This window comes from Trichocoleus sp. FACHB-40 (assembly GCF_014695915.1).
Classification (GTDB): Bacteria; Cyanobacteriota; Cyanobacteriia; order Cyanobacteriales; family FACHB-T130; genus Funiculus; species Funiculus sociatus.
The window spans coordinates 225,274-250,545 of sequence record NZ_JACJPF010000098.1; the positions used below are offsets into that span (position 1 = coordinate 225,274).

A 25,272-nucleotide genomic window follows, 5' to 3' on the forward strand; every position below is an offset into this window, starting at 1 on the left:
TACGCTTAAAGAATTACTGCTAAATAAGTATATCCAAGGCTCATTAGCGATTATTGAATAACTCGAATAAACAAGTAAAAAGGGCATTATTAATAATATTAGCAGCTATGCCGTTATATCCGATAAAGGAGCAAGTCGAAAATTGCATAAATCGCTGTTGGGCAGTATCTATACTGGTTAATAAAAAGGAAATTTTCTCTGGTGCCTTGGCTTTAATGTCAGCGCCAGAATGAAGAAATTTTGACGCTTTGCGGATAAGCGATCGCTATAATTTCTTTCTATAAGCAATGTGCTATATTTCTTATCTAAATAAAAATATTAAGACTTGCTCCCCAATCCCTAATTTATCGGGGATTGGGCAGCAAATGTGTTGCATCACAACGTTAACCGAGATGTATTGTTCTCAACCCTTCCCCCTTTATGAGGGAAGGAGTTGGAAGTAAATCTCCCTTAAACTGGCAGCACCGAATTTGCAGAATTCACTCCCATCGCACCGGAGTAAATCAAACCTCGTTGCATATCCAGCGTCAGAATCGCTCCATCCCGAATGATTTCCGTTGCCTTCTTCACGCCCACAATTACCGGAACACCCAAGCGTAAGCCAATCACAGCCGCATGAGAAGCCAGACTTTCATCCTCAGTAATAATCCCAGATGCCTTGCGAATTACATCAACAAAATCAGCATTAGTGCGAGGCACCACCAGAATTTCTCCATGATTGAAGTTTCCGATTTCCCTGGCAGTGTGAGCCACCCGCGCTCGACCGCTGACCGCACCCTGTCCGATGCCAATACCCTTACCCAGAACCGAAGTCACCACCTCAACCTTAATTAAGTCGGTGGAGCCAGATACGCCTTGCAGCGTTCCAGCGGTCATCACCACCAAATCGCCCTCAATCAGCATCTGCTTCTCTAGAGCCACATTGATTGCCGCATGGAACGTCTGACCAGCCGAAGGCAACTCTAGCACCAGTAGGGGTTTCACGCCCCACACCAGCTGCAACTGTCGCGCTACATCCACATGGGGAGTTATTGCCAAAATCGGTTTTTCTGGTCGGAATTTGGAAACATTTCTGGCAGTAGCGCCACTTTTCGTCAGCGACATAATCGCCGCCGCCCCCAACTGTTCGGCAATCTGACCGACAGCCTGACTAATAGCATTAGTGATAGAGCGGGTGGTGCCTTTGACATTCGGGGCGATTTTTTCCTGCTCAATCCGCACGGCAATTGCTGCCATCGTCTGCACAGCTTCGATGGGGTATTTACCGACAGCAGTCTCATTCGACAGCATTACCGCATCGGTACCGTCAAGAATGGCATTCGCCACGTCGGAAACTTCAGCCCTGGTTGGGCGGGGATTGTTCACCATGCTGTCCAACATCTGAGTCGCCGTAATCACGGGAATGCCCAGTTGGTTCGAGGTGGCAATCAGACGCTTTTGTAAAATCGGGACATCTTCCGCAGGCAATTCCACGCCCAAGTCACCGCGAGCCACCATAACGCCATCAGAGAGGGAAAGAATCGCCTCCATTTGCTCGATGGCTTCGTGCTTTTCAATTTTGACAATTACTGGCACTTGCTTACCAGCATTGGAAATTAGCTCTTTGATTTCCAGCACATCCTGGGGGTTGCGGACAAAACTCAGCGCTACCCAGTCAACGCCCTGGTCAAGACCAAACATTAAGTCTTTACGGTCTTTGTCAGTAAGTGCCTTAATTGACAAGTAGACACCAGGGAAATTCACACCTTTGTTGTTGGAGAGAGTTCCCCCTACGACGACGCGACAATGCAATTCCCGTGAAGTGCGGTCTATCTTTTCCACGATCATTTCAACTTTGCCGTCATCAAGCAGAATTGTGGCACCGCAGGGTACTTCATCGGCCAGAGGTTCGTAGGTGACAGAGCTAATTTCCTGGGAGCCTGCGATTGGTTTGCTAGTTAGAATGAAATGATCGCCTTTCCTTAAAACAATAGACCCATTTTCAAAGCGTCCCAGACGAATTTTCGGCCCTTGCAAATCTTGCAAGATGCCGACTGGCTGATTTAGTTCAAAAGCCGTCTGGCGAATCAGGCGAATGCTACGCTGATGGTCTTCATGCGTGCCGTGGGAAAAGTTGAGGCGCAAAGTAGTCGCACCCGCTTCAATTAAATCGCGTAGGACTTCTGGACGACTGGTAGCGGGGCCAATCGTAGCAACAATTTTTGTCCGGCGCAGGAAATTTCGCAGTTGCATGGGGAAAATTTCAGGGAGAGCAGAAGAGGACTGCTAACAACACTAAAGCAAAAGGGATACTATCATATTTCGTTGAGTGATAGTATATAGCTCTAATTTTGGGTTGCGATCGCGTCAGGGAACGAGCCTAGTTGTGGATTCTGCCATCAGGCATAATTGTACCCTTGAGGTTAGCACCCGCCAACTCTGCTTTTTCTCTAGCGATCGCTCCTAAAAGACTTGCATTTTGCAAATCGGCAAATTGTAGATTTGCACCGCTGATGTTAGCACCATTGAGAACTGCATTGCTCAAGTTAGCATTAGCCAAATTAGCTCCCGTGAAGTCGGTATTTGCCAGAATCACACCGCTTAAGTTGGCGTTAGCTAAATTGGCACCTTTGAGCTTAGCATTGCTCAGGTCACTCCCTGTAAAGCTAGCGCCACTCAAGTCGCAAAATTCACATTGATTCGTCGCCATTAACCGCTGAACGTGTTCTGGATTATCCGCCTTAGCGGGCATCGCCCAATAGTAAGACATCAACAACGCAGCTACAGTTAGTATTTCTCGTTTCATGTTTTTTGATGCAACAGCTGCTTTCAATCAGTAGTAGTAGTCTTTTTTTGACTTTTACCTTTTCAAGGTGCTGCCGTTTCGGAAGGCGAATATCTGTTCAAGCCGATAACACCTTTCAGCTTAGCCTCCTGCCAGTTGGCACCTGTGAGATTAGCCTCAGCCAGATTAGCCCCCTGAAAATCTGCTTCAGTCAGGTTAGCGTAACTTAGATTAGCATCTCCCAAATCAGCCCCGCTCAAATCTGCGGTGCTGAAATTGGTATAACTCAGATTAGCTTCCTTCAAAATGGCACTAATCAGATTGCACTGAACTAGATTTGCACCAACTAAAGACGCACCAGTTAAATTAGCAGAACGCAGATTTGCCTCGCGCAAGTTTGTGCCACTCAAGTTTGCATTAATCAGATTAGCTTCACTGAGGTAAGCATAATTAAGGTTAGCACCGCTCAAGTCAGCACCACTTAGATTAGCGATCGCTAACTTGGCATTTGTCAGATTAGCATTTTTCAGCCCAGCCGTAGTCAGATTAGCGCGATTGAAACTAGCACCACTCAAATTAGCACCACTCAAGTCAGCATCGGTAAGATTGGCACTCTGCAAGTTAGCATTCGGCAACAAGGTGCCAAGAAGATACGCCTCAGCCAAAACAGCACCATTCAGGTCAGCATTGCCCAAATATGCCTGATTAAGCTTGGCTTCGCTGAGGTTAGCACTACCCAGCTTGGCATTATCAAGTTCGGCACCCGTCAGGTTAGCAGCCGCCAGGTTAGCACCCGTCAAGTCAGCAATGTTCAGTTTTGCCTCTGCCAGGTTTGCCCTTATTAGATTGGCAACCGCAAGATTAGCATTACTTAAATTTGCCTTGAGCAAATCAGCATCAACCAGATTAGCAAAATTCAGATTCGCATTCTCTAGCTTGGCACCACTCAACTGAGCTTTGGTTAAGACAGCGTTATACAAGTCAGCGCCCTTTAAATTGGCGTAGCGCAAATCCGCAGGAAATTCCTTAGCCTGCTTAGAGTCCTTGCGGTCTTCATTACGCGATCGCATTATCCCCAATTTTGCTTCCCTTAAGTTTGCCTTCTCTAAGTTGGTAATAACCAGCTTGGCACCGTTCATCTTGGCACCTTCTAGCTTGGCACCACTCAGGTCAGCACTACTCAAGTCTGCCCCTTCCAAGTCAGCATCAGTCAAGTCAGCACCCTTCAGCTTGGCATTGTCCAACTTGGCATTCTTCAGGTCGCATCTGGGACAGGCGTTTGTTTCGAGTAATCGTTCTACTTGTCGAGAATTGGCCGCTGGCGCTGGGTTGACCAACACTCCGACGACTAAAGTTGCAACCGCGCAAGCTAAACCCACGAAAGCGGGCTTAATATACCAGTTAGGGCGATGAACTGCCCCATCAATCCAAGCAAATGCTTTCTCTGGCGCTATAGTCATTCATCCCTCATCCTTGATATTGAATGCGGTAAATTCGGTCATTTGCTTCCTCCGTAACTAGCAAACTGCCGTCAGGCAGTACGAGTAAACCCACCGGACGCCCCCAAGTGGTTGCTTGGGCTGGGTTTAGCAGAAACCCGGTGAGAAAGTCTTCATAGTAGCTTTGAGGACGCCCGTTAGAGAAGGGGACGAAGACAACTTTGTATCCCGTGCCTTGGTCGCGGTTCCAAGACCCGCGAAAGGCAACAAATGCACCGTTGCGATATTTTTCTGGGAAAGTCTTGCCGTCATAAAACTGCAATCCCAAGGCTGCTGAGTGTGCTTGGAAGAGAACATCGGGCGTTTTTGTTTTCGCTACCAGGTCGGGGCGTTTACTCTTGCCATTGACCACCTGACGCGGGTCGAGGCGATTTGGTGCCAGGTAAGCGTAGGGCCAGCCGTAAAATTCTCCTTGTTGGATGCGGGTTAGGTAGTCTGGTACGAGGTCGTCGCCTAGTCCATCGCGTTCGTTGACGGTGGTGTAAAGTTCGCCCGTGGTGGGATGAAAATCAAGTCCGACTGGGTTGCGTAAGCCGGAGGCGAAGGTTTGTTGGTTGGAACCGTCGAGATTCATCACCTGTACGGAGGCGCGTGGCAGTGGTTCTTCATCGGCGTTAGAACGGGAACCAACTGACACGTAAAGCTTTTTGCCGTCGGGTGCAGCTACTACGTTGCGCGTCCAGTGTTGGTTATAGCCGCCTGGGGTGAGGGTGGCGATTTTTTGACCTGTGCCGTTAAGTTGCTGTTGTCCTGGGTTGTAGCGATATCGCCGGACTTCGCCTGTGTTGGCGAGGAAGAAGTTGTTGCCTGCAAAGGTCATGCCAAAGGGTATATTTACCCCGTTTTGTGCAGTGGCGAAGGTTTTGTTGACATCTGCAACGCCATCGCCGTTCGTGTCACGCAGTAGGCGAATGCGATTTTGTCGAGTTTCGGTTACTAGCACGTCACCGTTGGGGGTGAGGGTAAGCCAACGAGGGGCATCTAAGCCCTGGGCGAAGACGCTGACTACAAAGCCTTTTGGGACGCGCAGGGTGGGGTTTTGGGGTACTGATACTACGTTGGGCGAGTTGGAGGCGCTTTCGGTGGCGTAGGGTTTGGGTAAGTTGTTGAGGGTGATGCGAATTGGTTGGGGTGTGAGTGGTTGAGTTCGCACCACGTTTTTAGTCTGAGCGGCTTGTTGTGGCTGTTGTTTTAGCTGGGGTGTGGTTTGAGGTGGTTGTTCAACTTGTTGGGTTGTCTGGGGGTCGAGGGATGCTTGTGTTGAGTCGCAGGCTGCTGTTGTGGTGAGTATTAGTAACAGCAACAAAAAATGTCGGGATTTCATATCAACAATTTGGGAACTCTAATTCCAGGGTAGTCATTGCCGCCCGATGCGATCGCTTCGCCTACGAACTTGGGTAGTCCTAAACAAGTAAGGATGAGTTGTAGTGGTGAACAAAGTACCAAATTGCACCAATATGATTTTCTAACTTTTTAGAAAACGATAACGTCTTCCTCACCAACCGTGATACTCTCTGGCGTAAGGTGCAGTTAAACCGCTCAATTAAGCTGGTGAGAGCCACTCTCTTTACCGACACTTTGATGCCGTTTGCTGGGAAACACCCGATCGTAAGCCGACCAAAAATCGGTGTAGGAGACGGCACATTGCCGATACACGGAGGGTAAGGCATCCCATAATCCTTGTGCCCCCTCACGGCTGCGGTCGCCAATGTACACCCCGACAATTTCTCGTGTTTCGATATCTAAAGCAAGCCAAATCCACTGCTTGTTCCCTTTGTTGCCAACAAATGACCACATCTCATCACACTGAATCGTCAAACGTCCTTTTTTTTTGTCGGTACCTGCACTTGTCGGGGCACGTTCTGATATTTTTCATTGACGTAACTCTGGAGCCAAGGTTCTGAAACACCAACGACTCTGGCAATCCCGGCTAAGGGAATCTTCTCCAACAGCAATTTATCAATTAAAGTTTTGGTTGCCTGGTCAATGATTTTGTTCTGGGGGTCTTGCACAAACTGTCTACCGCACTCACGGCATCTAAAGTTCTGTTTACCGTTATGGATTTTGCCGTTTTTGACGACGTGAGTTGACTGACAAACGGGGCAAGTTGGTTGGGAATCAGACATAGAGCTTCTGATGGAACTGTATTTCTCCTATCCTTACATCTTTAGGACTACCCGAACTTGAGCAAAGGGCGATCGCTTCCTCACACCATGTCAACCAACTCGTCTCGTCGCTAATACCTCTTTTGAGCGTTATGTAGCGAAATTTGGCTTCTGGTGACAAGTCTTGACCATTGTTAAAGTATCGCTGCTCTAAATCTCGGTAAACAGCCAATCTTTGCTGGTGTAGTTCGCGGTGATGCTCTAACTCTTCCACTATCAGCTGAGGCTCAACCACAGATCCCGCAAATATTTTGACCAATAAATCATCTCTAATCGGGCTAAGTTCGCATGGTTGGGCAATCCACTCTGTCAACTGCTTTTGCCCAAGTTCTGTCACCTGGTACAGCTTTTTATCTGGACGACCTTGTTGGCAAACAATCTCGGCACTCACCCAACCCTCAGTTTCCAGCTTGGACAACTCCCGATAAATCTGCTGCTGGCTTGCCTTCCAGAAAAAGCCCACAGAACTATTGAACTGCTTGGATAGATCGTAGCCGCTACAAGATTGCTTAATCAGAGATGCTAACAGTGCGTGAGCTAGAGCCATAAAAACTAACTTATTGACATATACAACTAATTGAGTATAAATTAAAGGTAATTACTCAATTAGTTGAGTATAGTGCAACTAGAACGTGGAGGTATTCCCATGCCAACCGTCTCACGCACTCAGGCAGAAGAACAGCGGCGGATTTTGGAGTGCTAAAAGCACAGCTAGCTGCATAAGTTTTCAATCTATTAGACAAAGGAGAAACATCTAATGGTGTTTATTTCAGCTACCCGCTTGCGCGTGCGATCGCCTCTATATTTACCAGCATTTTTGTGGAACAATGTGCTGTCTACATGGCAGATCGTCAATACACCTGGGTTTTTAAAGGGTCAACTTCTGCGAGACTCTAACGGAACATTTTGGACGCTGACTGCTTGGGAGGAACAGGCAGCAATGAAGTTTTACCGCAACTCAGGCGCTCACAAAAATGTTATGCCCCGTCTTCAGGACTGGTGTGATGAAGCTTCTGTTGTTCACTGGCAACAGGAAGATAGCAACCTCCCTGACTGGGGAGAAGTTCACCGCCGTATGGTGACAAATGGGCATCCTACCAAACTCTCTAAGCCTTCACCCGCTCACCTTGAGCGAAAAATTCCAGAAACCCAATCATCTAAAGGTTTAGTTTTCAGCCCCAGAAGGAAAAACGCAGAAGCGAGTGTTAGAGGGATTTGAGAGAGCGATCGCGTAGTTAGTTGAGGGATGCGATCGCGATTAAGCCGCTTGTGCCTTGAGTGCCTATGTAATTCAGATCGCTCGAAAGGCTGAGAATTTTCACACGTTACTCATCGAAGCGATCGCTCGGCGGGATGGAAAGGGGTGAGATATTAAATATCATAGAGTTGACGCCCAACAATCATGCTTCCCCAAATCCAACTGCTCCCCGGTGTTATCTCTGAAATCCTCGCCTCTGTCAGCGAAACTGGTATTGTGACACTGGCTGACCGTTATGGACTGATGGCAGCCGCGCTGGATGAGTCCTTGGATGAAGAAGAAAGAGGTTGCGTCAACAGACTGCTGCGTTCTGTACTCAAAAGACGGGTAACAGTAGTAGCTGACCTCTCCGCTGCCGCTTAATCTCGAAGTCAGAAAGTGTGCATTGCTGTTGCCAGGACAATGGGCGTTGAACTCAGCAGCGATCGCATTCTAAAATTTTGAACCAAAAAAGGTGTCCACTAAAGAAATTACTTAGATGAACGCAAGCTGCAAAATTGATGGAATTCAGTGCCTTCTAAGTTGCTTAAGATAAGTGTTTCCTTAGAGCAGATTGCTACTTGAGTAAATTTTGGAGTACCTTTAGCCTAATTTCAAGGTATAGCTAACTATAATTCACACAAAACCTTAAATGTATCTTTCAGAAGTTCAAATTTTTAACTACAAATCTTTTGTAAAATCAGAACCCCTAGAATTTTTACCAGGCATTAACATTATTGTTGGACAAAATAATTCAGGTAAAACAGCGCTACTAGAAGCCCTAGCCTTAAATTTTGTTGACGTACCACACCGCAGTATAAAAACATTACCTACCCCATTTTCACAAATAAACTATGTCTCAACAGTTCAAGTTAGATTGAAAATTGAAAAACTAGAATTTCGCTCTATTATTGATAACCACTTGCTTCCTCTATCAATTCCTAAAGCAAGTGATGAAAATTTAAGTCTTGATGCAACAAGGAATAGGTTTCAGCAATGGTTATTTGAACCAAACCCTGTGGAAGTGAGTTTATTAATACCTTCAATAAACGCTAGCATTAGCCATGTAGACAACCCCCTCAATGATATAAATTTTGGTTATCAGCCAAAACATCCAAACAATGAAGGCAGGTATTCATTGATTAATATTAAACCAACTAAAGATGATAGTTTCGGCTCATATGGACAAAGCTATTGTGAAATAGGAAAACATACCGGAGTCAAATTATTCAATCTATTTACAAGCCGTATATACCGATTTTATGCAGAGCGTTTAAATGTTGGTCTCGGCTACTTTGGTAAAGAAGCAAAGCTACAACCAAACGCATCTAACCTTGCCGAAGTTCTTAATGTTCTTTTATCCACAAATCCAGCACGTTGGGAAAGGTTCAATCAGCTTGTATCGCTAATTTTTCCCGATATTAAAAGAATTAGTATTGAACCCAAGCAAGCTAATCAACTAGAAATTATGGTCTGGCATATAGATCATAATACAGAAAGAGAAGATTTAGCTTTTCCGCTTTCATCATGTGGAACTGGAATTGGTCAGGTATTAGCTATTCTATATGTCGTACTTACGTCGTCGCAAGAACCGCGAACCATCATTATTGATGAACCACAGTCATTTCTACATCCAGGAGCAGCTAAAAAGCTTATAGAAATTATTAAAGAATTTCCTGCTCATCAATATTTCATTTCAACTCATTCACCAATGATTATCACTGCTGCAAATCCCTCTACTATTGTAAAGCTTCGGTATATTGATTGCGAAACAGAAGCATCGGTGATGAACTCAGAAGATGTCGAAGAACAGCGCTCTCTTTTGGATGAAGTTGGAGTTAGGCTATCCGACGTTTTTGGAGCAGACAATATTTTATGGGTAGAAGGCCCAACTGAAGAGAAATGCTTTCCAATGATACTACAAAAAGTTGCAAGAATGCCCCTTAGAGGTACCCAAATTCTCGCCCTTAAGAATACTGGTGATTTAGAAGGAAAACGCGCTCGCATCATATTTGATATCTACGATAAGCTGAGTGGTGGAAAAAGCTTATCGCCTCCCGCAATTGGTTTTGTGCTTGACAGTGAGGGTAAACCGGAAAAAGATATGGAGGATTTAGCCAAGAGAAGCCAGAATCCAGTGAAATTTTTGCCAAGGCGTATGTACGAAAATTATCTGCTTCACGCAGAGGCAATAGCAGCGGTAATCAATATGATAAATTCAGGAAAGAACCTCTTACTAGCATAGAGGTTCAGGAATGGCTTGACAAAAAGAAGCAGGAAGGGCTTTGTTTACCGAAAGGTTTTAGCGGGGATACACTTCCAGATGAGCAATGGTTTTCTAAGGTTGATGGGGCTAACCTTCTTAAGAACTTATTTGCTGAACTCTGTGATACCCGATTAGAATTTTTAAAAACAACGCATTCTCCAAAACTTACAGAATGGTTGATTGAACACGATCCCAATTCCCTTTCTGAGTTAAGTAAGCTTTTGCAGGAAATATTTGATTCCAAATAAGAGACGGCTATATTGAGTACGTCAGAATATTGAAAGCAAAATGCGAGAATTTGAAAAATCTTGCTTAGCATAAAATGAAATAAAGCAAAAGTTATACTTGTAAAAATATTACACAATATTAAATCTAATACAGAGGCAACTTTATGGATGTTATGGATAATATGACAGGGCATTTCAAAACATTTTTCACCCTGCAAAAATAATTGTGACTGTTGGGTGGAATCTATCAGGGTTTTCACATTTGAGCTACATCCGCTTGGGTTTTGGCATGGCATTGCTATGCCTCTATAGATGTATTGCACATGATCGAGAACTGCTATAGAACCTCTCCTTTACAAGGCGAAGAAAATTACCCCCTTCCCGCGCTAAGGCTAACGTAGGGAAGGGGATTGGAGTTAGGTTGTTCCCCCTCTACTTAGCACTGTTTCACCGACTCGCGCTTGGGTTAACCCACCGAAACTGATAAGGTTCACCTTTTGACCCCCAAACTTGATTCCCTGCGGCATCAAAAGCCCGATCTAATGTGTCCATTCCAGTAGAATGCAAGACAATCCGGTTTGTTACTTTCACTGCGCCTTTGTAGTCGCTGGGACAACCTGCCTCCGGTGTCTCGCCAATGTAATTTTCCCCGTCAGGTTTTAAAAATACGCTGCATTTAGCAGCACCAATATCGTTTAATTTGACGACACGTTTTGCTTCTGGTTTGCTACATAGACCAATCAAAGCTTCTGGTGTTGGTGGCTTAAATGATTGCGATTCTACGCTTTGATTATCAGCACTGGAGGCAATTTTCAGGAATCTCTGCCGATAGGGTTTGGCAAGATTCTGGGACATCGCTTGTTCTTGATAGAGGAAAACTACCTTGGGATTTTTTTTAGTATTTTCTACGCTGACTTTGCAGGTAGTCATTCTCACATTTGGGGCTTTGGGATTGGCTTGCGCTTGTGCAGAAGTATCCATTACTCCCACTAAATGCGACACCACTTCCCCAACTTGTTGCTGCATTGGCACCGATTGTATATTCGGCGCTGGACGCGAATAAGCCGCAGTGCTAGTTGAGGAAAAAAGAGCGATCGCTATCAAATTTCTAATACTTGTATTCTTCACAATAGTCTCCCAGTGCTAATCAAAAACATAACGTTCGGCAACGCGCCAGTAGCGAGAAAAGCGTTTAAGGTCAATATATCCGTCGTATTTCACAAATGGCTCAACAGGTAACACTTCGATAACCAGCGATTCCTCAATTTTGTCGCAAATGTGGTCAAACCGCGGGCTAGGACTTTCTGCTGTAACAACCCCATCAGCATTGTGTTCCTTGGCAAAAGCGATAACTTCAGCAGCGACATCACCCCGTCGAATCGTTACTGGCAGTTCTAGCAAACATTCATAAATAAAAGTAATCCGCTTGAGACTCAGCTGCCACTGTTCGATCAAAGCATCATCCCAAACCCATATTGCAGGGCTTTCAGGGTATGCTTGCAATGCAGGATTAGCGGGGCTTAAACAGTCTCCATGCACCCAAATTATCGGCTGTTTCATTAGTTCAAAACTCAAAACGTGCTAACGACGCTTCTTCCCGTGCTGAAAACTTCGGCTACCGCCACTGCGATCGCTACCTTCAGCTTTGGGAAACAGTCGCTTCTCTAATTCTTCATAACTGCCCTCAAAATCGCAATGACCGTAAAGTGGACATTGACGACAATAAACGCCCTCTGTGTAGCGTTCTAAATTCTCCCGGTTGAAGAAATAAGCCTTGTGGCTGAAGGTGCTGGCAACCCATTGCCATGATAAATTGTTGCTCGCAGGATCGCCATCTAGCAAGTGTTGCAGAAACCATTTTGCCCCGGTTTGCCAACGGATGCGCCGCCAGTGGACAAGGTATGCTGCTAACCACATTCTGCCGTGGTTGTGCAGGTAGCCGGAGGAGTGCAAATCGCGGCTAAAACTGTCAATACAGACCATACCTGTGCTACCTTTGTCAACATCTTCCGGTAACTTTTCGGCATAATCTTGGGCTGTGTAGCCTGTCTTGTATGGCTCCTGGTCTTTCCAGATGTCGTTTCCCAGTTTGGCATAGAGTCGCTGCCAATAGTCGCGCCAGCCGAGTTCGTTGATGAGTTTTTCGGCGTCATCGCGGTGTACTTTGCCCAGGATGGTGTCCCGCACTTCTGCTAAGCTCAAGACACCGTAGCGGAGATAGGGTGAAAGGCGGGTGACTGCCCCGGTGAAGAAGTTGCGGGTTTTGGCGTAACTGGGAGGATCTACTTTGCTCAGTGCGGCTTCGGCGGCTTTACGTCCTCCGGGAATCGTGCTGATATGGCGATCGCGTTCGGCAGCGGTGGGGAATTGTTCGCCCAGGTAGGCGAGCAATTCGTCGCGGCTGGAAAATTCTCGCCGCATATCTCGATGGTTTGGGGTGGCGTTCATAAAAGAGCGATCGCGCAGACTTAATAAAGTTTAACAGGCGACCTGCTGCTGGCGGAAAGCAAAAACCTCTTTTCAAGAGAGAAAATGGTTTTTTGGAAGAAACAAAAGTACCAGAACTATCGGTCTCGCGAACTACCAGGGAAAGGCGAATCTTCAGGCAACAAAGGGGCTGTTATCTGTTGTCGTTCTAAAAATTGACTCAAAGCATAAGCCATATCACCACGACTCATAGGATTTAAAGGGTAAATATTGCCTTGTTCATCAGTGTTTATAAACCGCTCATAAAGTGCAGTTGCCATTGATTTTTTAGCCCAATCAGGTATACTTCCTGCATCTGGATATTGGGCAATAATTGTTTGCACAGTTTCGTCATTAAACTGAAATACACCGTGAGCTTGGGCAAGTATAGAAAAGGCTTCGGCACGATTAATTTTTTGATTTGGGAAAAACATATTTTTCCGATAGCCTTTCATAATGCCAGTTTTTAAAACTGTCTGGATATCTTTATATGCCCAGTGTGAAGGCGGGACATCTTGAACTTCAACAACTCCTGGTTTATCGGCACCTTCGCGTTTATCAAGGTTAAAGGTTTTCACTAAAATTGAAGCAAGTTCGGCACGGCTGATAATTTGTTCAGCATAAAAATTGCCATCTGGATAGTTACTCATCAATTTGGCAGCAATAACTCGCTCAACTGGGTCAGATGGTAGTTCTGATGGTTGTGTTTGTTGAGCATTCACAGTTGCGGGAAAATATTGCAGAAGTGCTAATAAGGAAAGAGTACTGAAGACGCGACGCATGATGAAAATCCTTTTTAAAGTTACTATTAATGTACAAAAAATATATCCGGATACTCATCCCCCAGTCGGGTTAATCAAAGTAGAGTAGGGGCACAGTTTTAAGTTTCCCCCTATGTAAGGAGAAGATGAAGGCTTTGGCTTTGTTCCGGTGGAGTTGGTCGAAAGCGATCGCTTCCCTTTTTCAAGTTTTTCGAGCAACATAGTTATATAAAATCGCTCTCATACCATTATGAACAAGTTCCCAGATTTTTCTCCCCACGGTTACAAAATTGAAAGCGAACTAGGACACAATCGTGCTGGTGGTCGCGTCACCTATGTGGCAAGAAGTACCCCGCCTTACCAAGAGGAGGTGCAGGTTGTAATTAAACAATTTCAGTTTGCCCAATCAGGGGCAAATTGGGCAGATTTTGAGGCTTATCAGCAAGAAATTCAAGTGTTGCGAAGCCTCTCCTCTCCTGGTCTCCCGCAGTATCTCGATTCCTTCCAAACTCCCAGTGGTTTCTGCATGGTGCAGGAATACAAACCCGCACCTTCTTTAGCCTCACCTCGTTGCTGGACAATTGACGAAATAAAGCAAATTGCTCTCTCACTATTAGATATTTTAATTTATCTGCAAAATCAAACGCCTCCCGTTATCCACCGGGACATTAAACCTGAAAATATCTTAGTAGGAATGGACGAGGAAATTAAGGTTTACCTAGTGGATTTTGGCTTTGCTCGTATCGGTGGCGGCGAACTTGCTGTGAGTAGTGTTGTTAAAGGCACTTTGGGATTTATGCCACCAGAACAAATGTTTAATCGTCAGCTGACAGAAGCATCCGATCTGTATAGTTTAGGTGCAACATTGATTTGTTTACTTACTAACACTCCATCAGCGAAAATTGGCAACTTGATCGATGCGTCTTACCAGATTAATTTTAAACATTTGTTGCCTCAGATAAATCAGCAATTTCTGGAGTGGCTGCAAAAAATGGTGGCACCCAATTTTAAAGAACGCTACCCTAACGCAGCCGCAGCCAAAGCAGCATTAAAGCCAATTGATGTTAATCGCAATTATAAGCGACGGAACTTGGAAATTAAGGCTGTTGCACTTTCCAGCCTTAGCTTAGTTGGTTTGGGGGCTTTTGCTTTGATGATGGCACCAAGCTTTAAATTAAACGCACCAGAAAGCAAGACAGTTCAATCGACTTTAGCAGTTGATTATTGGGCAAAGTTTAGCCATGCTTTCGATGATAAATATAAACTATTAAATAAGGATATTTCAATCTTGAAAAATAATAAGCGTGTTTATTTTTATGTCAACTTTAAATTAATTGATAAAGAATACGATTGTTTATGTCAAGTTTTTAGTAGTACGGGACGCATGGTTTATGCCGCTCAATCGACTCTCACTGCCGTTGGAAATAGTTTGAGTACGGGGTGTTTTTATGATTTTGATAAAAATGTTGACAAGCCAGGTGATTTGACTTTTGTGTTCTCCCTAGATGGGCAAAAAGTGGTGAAGGAGAATATTACTGTTTTAGCTGAATAATGTCGATAGGTTCTGCCAAACGGCCAGAATTGTTAACTTCTTTGGAGATACTGGGTTTCAAACGCGATCGCTGTGTAACAATTACAAGCCTCTAATGAGCCACTTCTCAACTAGGTATAGTTTACCTACTTCGCTCGTGTGAATCACATCAAAAATTGGCATTCCGATTGCGGGACTTGTGAACTAGGATCAGAAGGGGCAACTTTGATCATTTGTCCCTTGTTTGCTGAATGATGCAACCCGTAGCGGTTGCATAAAATAGTTGAAATGAGCGTTCGTTCTCACACACATGAGTAACTTCCCAAACTTGTCTAGCCACGGTTATCAGGTAGTCCGACAATTGGGACAAAACCGCGCCGGAGGTCGAGTAACTTATCTGGCTGCAAATCTGAAAACCCGTCAACCCGTAGTTATTAAGCATTTTCAATTCGCCCAAACAGATGCCAGTTGGTCAGAATACGACAATTATCAGCGTGAAATTCAAGTGCTACAAGGGCTAAAACACCCCAGCATTCCCCGTTACCTCGATTCTTTCCAAACGCCAAATGGCTTTTGCATGGTGCAAGAGTATAAAAAGGCACCATCATTAGCAGTACCACGCAGTTTTGACCCGGATGAAATTAAAAAGATTGCTGTTTCTCTATTAGAAATTCTGGTTTACCTGCAAAATCGCATTCCCACTGTTATCCATCGGGATATTAAACCAGAAAATATCTTAGTCGATGAGAAAATTAATGTGTTTCTGGTGGATTTTGGTTTAGCTAGAATTGGTGATGGTGAAGTGACGATGAGTAGCGTGGCAAAAGGAACTTTAGGTTTCATGGCGCCAGAGCAATTATTTCATCGCCATCTTACCGAAGCTTCAGATTTATACAGTTTGGGAGCAACGCTGATTTGCTTGCTGACTGGAATAAAATCTACAGCAATTGGTGAGTTAATTGATGAAGATTATCGCATCAATTTTAAGCATCTTGTTCCTAAACTTAGCTTGCGGTGGATTGAGTGGCTGCAAAAGATGGTGGAAATTAAACCAAAAGACCGCTATTCTAATGCTGCTGCTGCCTTGGAAGCGCTGAACCCTATTTACGTGATGCGTGTACCAGAAGTTAAGCTGAGTCAATCGGGTTTGGAATTCAAGGCAAAAAAATTAGGTGAAAGGGTAACTCAAAGTATCGCGATAACTAACTCGATTCCCGATACGGTACTTGAGGGTAATTGGGAAGTTGCACCACACGAAAGCGACCCACCGCATACCCCAGAGGAACACAGTTGGATTTCTTTTGATTTAGACAAGTTTGAGAGCAATCAATCTAATTGCAAAATCAAGGTTAACACCAGCAGATTGATGGCGAATAAAACTTATGAGCGACAGGTTTTATTACACACTAATTCTTTGCCAGAAACTCACACTGTAACTGTTAAAGTTCAGACCGCACCGATTCCTATTGCTACAAAAAAACTCCCTTATATTTTTATAGCCTCGCTGGTTGCGCTTGCTTTAGCAGGGGCTTGGGTGGAGGCGGAAGCTTGGAGTGGAGTTGTCGCTGATAGTGGTTCTATGGGTGTGGTAATGGCGGCGTTTGTTACTTTGTTTGTCGCTGTGTTTGGGGTTGCGGCTGCGGTTGCGGCGACGGCGGCGGCTGCTGTTGCATCTAAACTTCTTGCCAAGAATAAAATTAAGTTTGCGGCTCTTGATGCAGTTGTGGCTTTGTTTGTGACTGGAATTGTGGCTTTGTTTGTCACTGGTTTTGGCGAACAGTTTAGGGGGGCTTCTAAGACTGTTACTGGGTTTGGCGCGGTAGATTTGGGTATGTTTATAACTGGTTTGGGAGCTGCAAGTTTGGCAGCAATTTGCTTAAAAAGAGGATTCAGTACCAGTCAGGCTGTGGGAGTTTCGCTATTAGCAACTGCCTTAGGTATGAGTTTAGGAATTGGGTTGCAAATAGGCTTGTTAAATCCTTTTGTGATGTTGGCTGTTTTGGCAGTTGGTTTACCTTTGGGAACAATGCTTTTTTACCCGCCTTTTGAGCGTGCCAGGTTGATTTCTAACTATCGCAAGTTTGAGCAGCATTTGATTAAGTCGTAGGGGAAAAAACGCCACCCCCGTTTGCGGCTACCGTGTATACAGAGGTCTTGGGTCTAGAGTTTGGGGTTGTACCTGCTAAATCCCCCTTAAAAAGGGGGACTTTGACTCTGATTCCCTCCCCTTTTCAAGGGGGGTCAGGGGGTATCGAAAGCTCTAATTGCTAACCAAAACCATTTGTGTATACAGTGTAGCTCTGTTAACGCGGAGGGTTGGAGAGGGGTTATTTCTCGCTGACGGCTGATACTTTGGTTCGCTGTTGCTGACGCTGCTGAATTTGTTCTAAGCTGCCTGTGGGAATGGCGGCAATTAACTGGCGGGTGTATTCCTGTTTCGGTTCGAGGTAGAGGCTTTCAGAAGAACCAATTTCTTCAATTTTGCCTTTGTTCATTACCATAATGCGATCGCTCATAAATTTCACCACGCTCAAGTCGTGAGAAATGAAAATATAAGTTAGCCCAAATTCGCTCTGTAATTCTTTAAGCAAATTCAGCACTTGCGCTTGTACAGATACGTCTAGCGCTGATACAGATTCGTCGCAAATGATGAACTTAGGATTTAGTGCCAAAGCACGAGCAATGCACACCCGCTGGCGTTGTCCGCCAGAAAACTCGTGAGGGTAGCGGTTCATCAAGATAGGATTCAAGCCTACGCGCTCTAACAGATAGGTTGCGCGATCGCGGCATTCTTTTTTTGTCTTCGCATAGCCATGAATCCGTAGCGGCTCTATCACAGCTTCCCCGATTTTCATGCGCGGATCGAGGGAGCTATATGGGTTCTGGAAGATAATTTGCATTTCTCGCCGCAATAGCCGCAGATACTTTCCCGCGAGTTTGGTGATGTCTTGATTTTCAAATATCACCTGACCGCTCATTGGTTCAATCAAGCGTAGTAAGGTACGTGCTAAGGTACTTTTGCCGCAACCGGATTCTCCTACCAATCCCAGCGTTTCACCGGGAAAAACATCAAAGGAGACATTATTCACCGCCATCATATAGCGTTGGGTTTGACCAAACATCCCTTTTATGGGAAAACCTACTTGCAAGTCGCGGACTTGTAAAATTGGGTTTTCCGTTGGTGGTTCATCGTTATTAACTATGAACGATGAAGCATGACCCATTCTGATTGATTGTTGGGAGTTTGTTGTTGATGGTTCATTTCGGTTCACTATGAAAGATGAACTTTGACCTACTATTGTTGATGGGTCATTCCTATTAACGATTAAAGGAGAACCTTGAGCAGTTGTTGTTAATGGTTCGTTGCTATCAACTATTTCCCTATTAACTGGTTTTTCCCGAATCTCGATTTCGCCGCTGGGGGTAGTCACAACTTCCATGAAATCAGAGACGGTGGGGAGATATTGCACGCGGCGATTCAGGCTGGGGCGACAAGCTAACAAACCTTTGGTATAAGGATGTTGGGGATTGGAAAAAATCTGCTCCACTGTTCCGTACTCAACAATTTTTCCCTGATACATCACGGCTACAGTGTCGGCAATTTCCGCAATTACGCCCAAATCGTGGGCGATAAACATCATCGACATTCCACGGGCATCGCGCAATTCTCGCAGCAAGTCCAGAATTGTTGCCTGTACTGTCACATCTAGGGCTGTTGTCGGTTCGTCAGCAATTAGTATTGCTGGGTTACAGGAAATCGCCATTGCAATCATGATCCGCTGCAATTGACCGCCGGAGAGTTCGTGGGGATAGCGATCCAATATTGCCAGTTTTTGCTGATTGATGTGGCGATTAACTTCCGCTTCGCTTAACGCTTCATTTGCTTCTAAATAGCGTTTTCTCAACTCCTCATCGCTGGGGAGTAACTTAACTTCTTGCAGGTGCGCGATCGCTTGTCTTTTTGCCTCTTTTTCTGAAACATCTTGATGCTGACGTATTGCCTCGACTAGCTGATACCCGCAGGTAAAAACTGGGTTTAAGGAACTCATCGGTTCCTGAAAAATCATGGAAATCTGACCACCGCGATAGGAACGCAGTTCTTCGGGTGTCAGATTTAGCAGATTAACTTTTTCTTTGCTACTCGCTTGTGATTTAAACCAAATTTCGCCGCCTTTTATCTTCCCTGGACTTGGCACCAGACCCATAACTGCGAGGGAAGTCACCGATTTTCCCGACCCCGACTCTCCTACAATTCCCAGTGTTTGCCCGCCCTCCAGTTTGAAGGAAATACCATCAACTGCCAAAATTAGCTTTTCGTCAGTTGCAAATTGAACTTGCAGGTTGCGAACGTCTAGAACGGTGTCACTCATGGTACTCAAGGTTTGAAAATTAACTGCATCTTAACAATTCATTCCATCTTGGGGAAATAGTTCTCAATGTTTCTGTAATCAAAGATGCGATCGCGATCGCCAATGGTCTATAAACCTGTCTGGCGCGACCTGAAGAAAGTTCCTCAAAAGCATTTACTGTATGGGACGTGAACCATCAGGGCATTTTATTTCTGATGAACCACTGCTGGGAGCAGTGGGCATAGCCGGAGGCGAAGTTGAGGGTTTAATTGTCTCGCAAATAGTTGCAATTGTAGTGGCTTTACCGTTACTTTTTGTGACGAACACAACCCCTGTGTAGCTAGGAAGTTTAGAATCCTTGGCTTGGGCGGTTATCATCACGCTTTCTTTCTCATTACCTGGTGATGCCAGCCGATAAGTATAATACGCGCTTCCTGGCTCAGTTCCCAGTCCTGTCTCTTCAAATTCTGTTGCAAATTTACCTTGTTCTCGATAATAAACCTGCTGCGCTTTGTTCATCATCCCGATATACAGCTTGGCTTCGCTTTGCGGTCTGGGAAGTTGATTATCAGCTGCATTTTTCTTTTCAGTTTCTAGGTCAATTACTTGAGTGTTGGCGGGCAATGTTGTTGTCTGAGAAACCTTCTCGAAAACTGTTGCCTCAGAACTAAAAGCAGTAGGCCTAGATTGTCCAGCTTTGCGACCTTCTAACTCTACACGCAGCTGATTTTTATCGGTAAACTCAAAGATGCTTTTAATGCTTTCTTCTTCGGTAAAAACTAGGTCAATTTGTCCTGGTTTCGCGGTGGAATTAATTTGATACTTAATCCCTAAAGCAACAGGAGGGCTTTCGGGTGCGCCTTCGGGTGCGGGAAATAAAATAAATAATTTTCCTTCCGGTGCAAAAATAAATGTAACCAAATCTCCCGATTCTGGATCTTTAGTTTGCCATTGCCCCAAAAGCTGCTGTTTAGCAGCGTCTGTTTGTGGTGCGGGTTTAGTTTGAGCAATGATGGTGGGAATTGTTGCTTGGGTACTTACCGATATAGCTAGAGTGCTGCCAATTGCTATCAGCACGCTGGATGCAACAAACAAGCTCTTAACTGGAACGTTAAAGTAAATCATTATGTTTTGGCAATTCCTTAATAATTTTTTGGGAATATTTTAAGGTTTTTTTCGTTACTTTTGGGAGTTCAATATTTATAAGTAGCACATAAAATAGTATATTTTATTTTTTTGATATTGTTTTAGTACAGGATAAAGGAGCGTAGGTTGGTTTATTGGAACCAAATCCAACCTTCTTAAGGATTTGTTAGGTAACGCTTGCATCACACGGGTTGAACCGACAACTGTGTAAATCGCAACAAGAGAAAAATTCACCGCCTGATGGCTACAGGCGGTGAGGATTTGATGGCGCTCTACAACTCAGGTAATCTAGATATCTAGATCGGCGAGGTTAAGGCGAGAACCGTAGGTTTCGATGAATTCGCGGCGGGGTGCGACGCGATCGCCCATTAAGACGGTAAAGATGCGATCGGCTTCAGCAGCGTCTTCAATTTCTACCCGTTTGAGGGTGCGAGTTTCCGGGTTCATGGTAGTATCCCACAACTGTTGCGGCATCATTTCACCCAAGCCTTTGAATCGCTGGATGGTGTAATTAGCATTGGCGGGGAAATCGTTTTGTACCAGGTTGTTGAGTTCGCGATCGCTATAGCAATAGTAATGATTGCGTCCCCGTTCTACCTTATATAGTGGAGGACAAGCGATATAGATGTAACCCTGCTCAATCAGCGCCCGTTGATAACGATAGAAGAACGTTAACAACAGCGTCCGAATGTGCGCCCCATCTACGTCAGCGTCAGTCATTATCACGATGCAGTGATAGCGCAGCTGAGAAGCATCGAACTCCTCACCCTTGACACCCAATCCCAGTGCGGTGATTAGCGCCTGGATTTCGGTGTTTTTGTAGATTTTGGCATCGTCAGTTTTCTCAATGTTGAGAATTTTACCGCGCAATGGGAGGATAGCTTGGTTGCGTCTATCGCGTCCTTGCTTGGCGCTTCCTCCGGCTGAGTCGCCTTCCACGATGTAAATTTCAGATTCTGAGGGATCTCGCGTACTGCAATCGGCTAATTTACCCGGTAAAGGAGAAGATTCCAAAACCGATTTGCGGCGCACTAATTCCCGTGCGTGACGTGCTGCTTCTGCGGCTTTGAAAGCTTGAATTGCTTTTTCCAGAATTGCATCGGCAACGTTTGGGCGAAACTCTAAATATTCTGTGAGAACTTCGCCTACCAGGGAATCAACGATTCCCCGAACTTCGGTGTTACCGAGTTTGGTTTTAGTTTGTCCTTCAAATTCCGGATCAGGGACTTTGACGGAGATAACGCCAGTTAAACCTTCGCGGACATTCTCTCCGCCGAGGTTAGCTTCATTTTCTTTGATTTTGTTGCGTTTGCGAGCGATCGCATTCAATGTCCGCGTCAACACCGCCTTCAACCCTTCCAGGTGAGTACCGCCGTCAACTGTGCGAATATTATTTGCAAACCCCAGCAGAGTGTCTGTATAAGCATCAACGCACCACTGCAACGCCACCTCTACCTGCACATTGTTGCGTTCGCCGGATACATAGATAATTTCTTCGTGGAGAGCCTGCTTATCGCCATTCATATAGGCGATATACTCTTTAATACCTCCCTCGTAACAGTAGGTTTCTACTCTTGGCTCTCCACTCTTAACCAATTCCAGGCGGTTGTCAGTAAACGTGATTTTGACACCCGCATTTAAGTAAGCAAGCTCCCGCAGACGACTCGCCAAGGTGGTGTAATCAAACTCAATGCCAGTAGTCACAAAAATCTGCAAATCTGGCTTGAAACTAATCGAGGTGCCTGTTTTGGCTTCTTTAATTGGCTTGGCTTTTAGTTCTGTGACAGGAATACCGCGCTCAAAGCGCATGGTATGCTCCCGCTTCTCGCGCCAAACGGTCACGTCTACCCACTCGGACAAGGCATTCACTACTGAAATACCGACACCATGCAAACCACCAGAAACCTTGTAGCCGCCACCACCAAACTTACCTCCGGCGTGCAGCACCGTCATCACCGTTTCTAAGGCTGATTTGCCAGTGGTAGGATGAGTATCTGTGGGAATGCCTCGGCCGTCGTCTGTGACTGTGACAGAACCATCGGCGTTGATGTCTATCTCAATATGAGTGCAGTAGCCAGCCAGAGCCTCATCAACCGAGTTGTCCACTACCTCGTAAACTAGATGGTGAAGTCCACGGGGTCCAGTGGAACCGATGTACATCCCCGGTCGTTTCCGGACTGGTTCTAAACCTTCCAGAACTTGAATCTGATCGGCACTGTAACTGCTCGTCATGAAAAGGATTCTCCAATAATGGCTTGGAACCCTACCGGGACTCCAAAAAGGGAAAAACACTCCAAAATTGTAACATAAAAGCTTTCAAAGCGGCTGTGGGTCAATATAAAGAGCGATTTGTCTAGGGGATATACCCATGAATAACAGGGTAAAGTTAGGAGGCGAGGAGTTAGATGCTCATCGTAATCTGTGGTGCGACGGCAACGGGTAAGTCTGGGCTAGGTTTGGCTTTGGCGCAGCGGCTGGGTTCGGCGATTCTCAGTGCTGATTCGCGTCAAGTGTACCGCGAATTTGATATCGGGACAGCTAAGCCAAGCGAGACGGATAAAAAGTTGGTGCAGCACTACTTAATTGATATCTGCGATCCCACGGAAACCTTAACTGTGGCAGATTACCAACAACAGGCGCAAGCTTTGATTGCTTGTGTACCTGCTCCTTTAGTAATGGTTGGAGGTACTGGACTTTACATCAATTCTGTGGTTAAGGGGTTAAAGATTCCCAGAGTGGCACCGCAGAAGGAATTGCGATCGCAACTTTCCTCTTTTGGCCAAACTCAACTTTACGCCTTTGTGCAACAAGTCGATCCCGCTGCGGCAAAGAAAATTCATCCCAACGATCCCGTGCGGACGTTACGCGCTTTAGAAGTATATTATGTTACTGGTCGTGCCATCTCCGAGCAGCAAGGAGAGAACCCACCCGATTATCCCATTTTGCAAATTGGGTTAGATTGCGATCGCTCTGATCTCACCCGCCGCATTGAACAGCGCACAGAACAGATGTTAGCAGCTGGTTGGGAAGCAGAAGTAAAAGCCTTGTGTCAAAAATACAGTTTTGATTTGCCTCTGCTGAATACGCTGGGATATCGAGAAATGAAGCAATATTTAGCTGGGGAAATTTCTTTGAATGAAGCGAAACAATTAACAGTTTTGCACACTTCCCAATTTGCCAAGCGACAGCGAACTTGGTTTAAGGCATATCCTCAAATTGAATGGTTTGATGCAGAGTCTCCTGATTTATTAGAGCAAGTATGGCAGCGAGTGCAAGATTTCCTCGAAAATCTGCATAGTTTTAATCCCTAATAAAGATTAAATTGTCATTAGTAGAAATGCCTGGACAATTATACTCTTTCCTCTACCGACCATTTTGGATTACACCCTTTTGTAAGTGGGATAAGATGATATCGTGGATGTCTGTCGCCTCTAGGGTAGCTGGCAGCAGATTGGTATTATGAGTAATAATTAATGGCGCATCGTCAGGAGAATTAGGAAGTCGCCCATGAGAACCTTTCACTAACGAAGCCTCTAGGGGAATGACATCTAACAAAGTGCGAAATCCAAGTTTCTTCTTAAGCAATATCCCAGCTATCTTCAACTGAGGAAACTTAATAGAAGGGTCGATAAATAACTCCGCTGGGTCGTAACCAGGCTTGCGGTGAATATCTACATTACGGGCAAAATCTGGTGCTTTGGTGTCGTCCAACCAGTAATAGTATGTGAACCAAGAGTTAGGAGCAGCAATAACTACTAATTCACCAGAACGAGGATGATTTAAATGGTAAGTAGCCTTCTCTTTTTCGCCTAAAACTAATTCCACACCTGGCACTTTTTCGATTAAATCCCGCACTTGTGAAACTTTGTCTTTGTCGTTTATATAGATGTGAGCTACTTGGTGATCTGCAACGGCGAAAGCAATACTTGCTCCTGCATCCAGTAACTCTAATCCCAACTCTTCCCTCACTGCAAGATAGCCATTTTCCCGCAATATTCGGTTTAATGAGACGGCTTTATTTACGGGGGTTATTCCATATTCAGAAAGAACTATTACTTGCGCTCCGCGAGATTCGTAAAACTGGATTAAGTCCTTGCATACGTCGTCTACCTCTTTTAAATCAGTTGCGATCGCTTGCTCATCAGTACCCAGCCGCTGCAAGTTGTAATCTAAGTGCGGAATATAAATTAAAGTTAATGTGGGAGCATACATCTTTTCTACAACCTTAGCTGACTCAGCGATCCACTGACTGGAACGGATAGACGTTTTTGGGCCCCAAAACTCGAATAAAGGAAAAGTACCGAGACGATCTTGAAGATGCGATCGCAACTCGGCAGGTTGAGTATAAATATCAGGAATTTTCCTGCCGTCAGCGGGATACATCGGTCGTGGTGTCACCGAAATATCTGCTGAAGAATACATATTGTACCACCAGAAGAGGTTAGCACAGGTGAAGGTGGGGTCAAGCGATCGCGCCGTTTCCCACACTTTCGGAGCCTGAATTAATTTGTTAGACTGTCGCCAGAATTTTATTTCACATTCATCTCGAAAGTACCAACCATTACCAACAATGCCATGCTCATTAGGCCATTTTCCAGTTAAGTAAGTCGCTTGAACCGAACAAGTTACAGCAGGCAATGCTGGTTTAATGGGAATCACTTGTCCTTGTGCCGCCCATTCTGATAAAAACGGTGTATGTTTTCCTAATAAACTGGGCGTTAATCCTACGACATTGAGAACAACTGTTTTCTGCATTATTTTTATTGATTATTAGTTATCTAAAATTTGAGCGGCGTTGAGAGACAGCTTCATTTCCTACCCTTGTTCAGTAATCACAGACCAAGAAAATACAAACTTTTAT

The 25,272-nt window shown here is 45.0% G+C and carries 19 protein-coding genes and 1 pseudogene; 6 read left to right on the top strand and 14 right to left on the bottom strand.

Translation table 11 applies throughout. The features are described 5' to 3' along the window. Window positions 1-450 precede the first annotated feature (450 nt). The 6 genes and pseudogenes from pyk to H6F63_RS22025 all read right to left on the bottom strand — a co-directional run bounded on the left by pyk (window position 451) and on the right by H6F63_RS22025 (window position 6,975). Window positions 451-2,232 (bottom strand): pyruvate kinase, encoded by a 1,782-nt coding sequence (pyk, locus tag H6F63_RS22000; protein WP_190417046.1) that lies wholly within the window; start codon window positions 2,230-2,232, stop codon window positions 451-453. A 127-nt stretch (window positions 2,233-2,359) separates the two neighbouring features. After that, on the bottom strand, window positions 2,360-2,785 hold the full coding sequence (locus H6F63_RS22005) for a pentapeptide repeat-containing protein (RefSeq protein ID WP_190639559.1): 426 nt from the start codon (window positions 2,783-2,785) through the stop codon (window positions 2,360-2,362). Between the two features lie 62 nt (window positions 2,786-2,847). After that, complete coding sequence (locus H6F63_RS22010; RefSeq protein WP_190639560.1) at window positions 2,848-4,224, bottom strand: pentapeptide repeat-containing protein; 1,377 nt, start codon at window positions 4,222-4,224, stop codon at window positions 2,848-2,850. Window positions 4,225-4,231: 7 nt separating this feature from the next. Next, window positions 4,232-5,587, bottom strand: a complete 1,356-nt coding sequence (locus H6F63_RS22015) for a sorbosone dehydrogenase family protein (RefSeq protein ID WP_190639561.1) — start codon at window positions 5,585-5,587, stop codon at window positions 4,232-4,234. A 79-nt stretch (window positions 5,588-5,666) separates the two neighbouring features. Next, window positions 5,667-6,389, bottom strand: a pseudogene (locus tag H6F63_RS22020) (IS1 family transposase). Further along, entirely contained in the window at window positions 6,382-6,975 is a 594-nt protein-coding gene (locus H6F63_RS22025) for a PadR family transcriptional regulator (RefSeq protein WP_190639562.1), read from the bottom strand. The pseudogene H6F63_RS22020 and the gene H6F63_RS22025 overlap by 8 nt, the downstream one beginning before the upstream one ends. Window positions 6,976-7,185: 210 nt before the next feature. Here H6F63_RS22025 and H6F63_RS22030 point away from each other — a divergent pair, with 210 nt between their 5' ends. The 3 genes from H6F63_RS22030 to H6F63_RS22040 all read left to right on the top strand — a co-directional run bounded on the left by H6F63_RS22030 (window position 7,186) and on the right by H6F63_RS22040 (window position 9,910). Beyond that, window positions 7,186-7,647 carry an antibiotic biosynthesis monooxygenase gene (locus H6F63_RS22030; RefSeq protein ID WP_190639563.1) on the top strand — a complete coding sequence of 154 codons (462 nt, stop codon included), beginning with the start codon at window positions 7,186-7,188 and terminating at the stop codon, window positions 7,645-7,647. A 183-nt stretch (window positions 7,648-7,830) separates the two neighbouring features. Beyond that, window positions 7,831-8,049 carry a hypothetical protein gene (locus H6F63_RS22035; RefSeq protein WP_190639564.1) on the top strand — a complete coding sequence of 73 codons (219 nt, stop codon included), beginning with the start codon at window positions 7,831-7,833 and terminating at the stop codon, window positions 8,047-8,049. A 268-nt stretch (window positions 8,050-8,317) separates the two neighbouring features. Next, window positions 8,318-9,910, top strand: coding sequence for an ATP-binding protein (locus H6F63_RS22040; protein WP_199298196.1), 1,593 nt, complete (start codon window positions 8,318-8,320; stop codon window positions 9,908-9,910). 695 nt (window positions 9,911-10,605) lie between these two features. On the opposite strand, the gene H6F63_RS22045 is transcribed toward H6F63_RS22040, so the two are convergent. The 4 genes from H6F63_RS22045 to H6F63_RS22060 all read right to left on the bottom strand — a co-directional run bounded on the left by H6F63_RS22045 (window position 10,606) and on the right by H6F63_RS22060 (window position 13,406). Continuing rightward, complete coding sequence (locus H6F63_RS22045; protein WP_199298197.1) at window positions 10,606-11,286, bottom strand: chromophore lyase CpcT/CpeT; 681 nt, start codon at window positions 11,284-11,286, stop codon at window positions 10,606-10,608. 15 nt (window positions 11,287-11,301) lie between these two features. Further along, window positions 11,302-11,718, bottom strand: a complete 417-nt coding sequence (locus H6F63_RS22050) for a hypothetical protein (RefSeq protein ID WP_190639565.1) — start codon at window positions 11,716-11,718, stop codon at window positions 11,302-11,304. A 21-nt stretch (window positions 11,719-11,739) separates the two neighbouring features. Next, window positions 11,740-12,579, bottom strand: a complete 840-nt coding sequence (locus H6F63_RS22055; protein ID WP_190639638.1) for an FAD-binding domain-containing protein — start codon at window positions 12,577-12,579, stop codon at window positions 11,740-11,742. 143 nt (window positions 12,580-12,722) lie between these two features. Beyond that, window positions 12,723-13,406 carry an S-layer homology domain-containing protein gene (locus H6F63_RS22060; protein ID WP_190639566.1) on the bottom strand — a complete coding sequence of 228 codons (684 nt, stop codon included), beginning with the start codon at window positions 13,404-13,406 and terminating at the stop codon, window positions 12,723-12,725. A gap of 229 nt (window positions 13,407-13,635) precedes the next feature. Here H6F63_RS22060 and H6F63_RS22065 point away from each other — a divergent pair, with 229 nt between their 5' ends. Continuing rightward, window positions 13,636-14,937 carry a serine/threonine-protein kinase gene (locus H6F63_RS22065; protein ID WP_190639567.1) on the top strand — a complete coding sequence of 434 codons (1,302 nt, stop codon included), beginning with the start codon at window positions 13,636-13,638 and terminating at the stop codon, window positions 14,935-14,937. Between the two features lie 289 nt (window positions 14,938-15,226). Further along, window positions 15,227-17,023: a serine/threonine-protein kinase gene (locus tag H6F63_RS22070; RefSeq protein WP_190639568.1), complete on the top strand. Its 1,797-nt coding sequence runs from the start codon at window positions 15,227-15,229 to the stop codon at window positions 17,021-17,023. Between the two features lie 220 nt (window positions 17,024-17,243). Here H6F63_RS22070 and H6F63_RS30185 read toward each other — a convergent pair whose 3' ends face one another. The 3 genes from H6F63_RS30185 to gyrB all read right to left on the bottom strand — a co-directional run bounded on the left by H6F63_RS30185 (window position 17,244) and on the right by gyrB (window position 22,643). Continuing rightward, window positions 17,244-19,286, bottom strand: coding sequence for a dipeptide ABC transporter ATP-binding protein (locus H6F63_RS30185; protein WP_190639569.1), 2,043 nt, complete (start codon window positions 19,284-19,286; stop codon window positions 17,244-17,246). Window positions 19,287-19,439: 153 nt separating this feature from the next. Next, the gene (locus H6F63_RS22080) at window positions 19,440-20,390 is read right to left on the bottom strand and encodes a type IV pilin-like G/H family protein (protein ID WP_190417345.1); all 951 of its coding nucleotides are present in this window, start codon (window positions 20,388-20,390) and stop codon (window positions 19,440-19,442) included. Window positions 20,391-20,699: 309 nt separating this feature from the next. Beyond that, the gene (gene gyrB, locus H6F63_RS22085) at window positions 20,700-22,643 is read right to left on the bottom strand and encodes a DNA topoisomerase (ATP-hydrolyzing) subunit B (protein ID WP_190639570.1); all 1,944 of its coding nucleotides are present in this window, start codon (window positions 22,641-22,643) and stop codon (window positions 20,700-20,702) included. Between the two features lie 173 nt (window positions 22,644-22,816). Between gyrB and miaA the strand changes: the two genes are divergently transcribed. Beyond that, window positions 22,817-23,722 carry a tRNA (adenosine(37)-N6)-dimethylallyltransferase MiaA gene (miaA, locus tag H6F63_RS22090; protein ID WP_190639571.1) on the top strand — a complete coding sequence of 302 codons (906 nt, stop codon included), beginning with the start codon at window positions 22,817-22,819 and terminating at the stop codon, window positions 23,720-23,722. A 52-nt stretch (window positions 23,723-23,774) separates the two neighbouring features. Here miaA and H6F63_RS22095 read toward each other — a convergent pair whose 3' ends face one another. Then, the gene (locus H6F63_RS22095; RefSeq protein WP_190639572.1) at window positions 23,775-25,166 is read right to left on the bottom strand and encodes a nucleotide pyrophosphatase/phosphodiesterase family protein; all 1,392 of its coding nucleotides are present in this window, start codon (window positions 25,164-25,166) and stop codon (window positions 23,775-23,777) included. Between the last annotated feature and the right edge of the window lie 106 nt (window positions 25,167-25,272).

Bases quoted from the DNA above. Each gene is read 5' to 3' on its own strand.
- pyk (WP_190417046.1), bottom strand. From the start codon at position 2,232: ATGCAACTGCGAAATTTCCTGCGCCGGACAAAAATTGTTGCTACGATT.
- H6F63_RS22005 (WP_190639559.1), bottom strand. From the start codon at position 2,785: ATGAAACGAGAAATACTAACTGTAGCTGCGTTGTTGATGTCTTACTAT.
- H6F63_RS22010 (WP_190639560.1), bottom strand. From the start codon at position 4,224: ATGACTATAGCGCCAGAGAAAGCATTTGCTTGGATTGATGGGGCAGTT.
- H6F63_RS22015 (WP_190639561.1), bottom strand. From the start codon at position 5,587: ATGAAATCCCGACATTTTTTGTTGCTGTTACTAATACTCACCACAACA.
- H6F63_RS22025 (WP_190639562.1), bottom strand. From the start codon at position 6,975: ATGGCTCTAGCTCACGCACTGTTAGCATCTCTGATTAAGCAATCTTGT.
- H6F63_RS22030 (WP_190639563.1), top strand. From the start codon at position 7,186: ATGGTGTTTATTTCAGCTACCCGCTTGCGCGTGCGATCGCCTCTATAT.
- H6F63_RS22035 (WP_190639564.1), top strand. From the start codon at position 7,831: ATGCTTCCCCAAATCCAACTGCTCCCCGGTGTTATCTCTGAAATCCTC.
- H6F63_RS22040 (WP_199298196.1), top strand. From the start codon at position 8,318: ATGTATCTTTCAGAAGTTCAAATTTTTAACTACAAATCTTTTGTAAAA.
- H6F63_RS22050 (WP_190639565.1), bottom strand. From the start codon at position 11,718: ATGAAACAGCCGATAATTTGGGTGCATGGAGACTGTTTAAGCCCCGCT.
- H6F63_RS22055 (WP_190639638.1), bottom strand. From the start codon at position 12,579: ATGCGGCGAGAATTTTCCAGCCGCGACGAATTGCTCGCCTACCTGGGC.
- H6F63_RS22060 (WP_190639566.1), bottom strand. From the start codon at position 13,406: ATGCGTCGCGTCTTCAGTACTCTTTCCTTATTAGCACTTCTGCAATAT.
- H6F63_RS22065 (WP_190639567.1), top strand. From the start codon at position 13,636: ATGAACAAGTTCCCAGATTTTTCTCCCCACGGTTACAAAATTGAAAGC.
- H6F63_RS22070 (WP_190639568.1), top strand. From the start codon at position 15,227: ATGAGTAACTTCCCAAACTTGTCTAGCCACGGTTATCAGGTAGTCCGA.
- H6F63_RS30185 (WP_190639569.1), bottom strand. From the start codon at position 19,286: ATGAGTGACACCGTTCTAGACGTTCGCAACCTGCAAGTTCAATTTGCA.
- H6F63_RS22080 (WP_190417345.1), bottom strand. From the start codon at position 20,390: ATGATTTACTTTAACGTTCCAGTTAAGAGCTTGTTTGTTGCATCCAGC.
- gyrB (WP_190639570.1), bottom strand. From the start codon at position 22,643: ATGACGAGCAGTTACAGTGCCGATCAGATTCAAGTTCTGGAAGGTTTA.
- miaA (WP_190639571.1), top strand. From the start codon at position 22,817: ATGCTCATCGTAATCTGTGGTGCGACGGCAACGGGTAAGTCTGGGCTA.
- H6F63_RS22095 (WP_190639572.1), bottom strand. From the start codon at position 25,166: ATGCAGAAAACAGTTGTTCTCAATGTCGTAGGATTAACGCCCAGTTTA.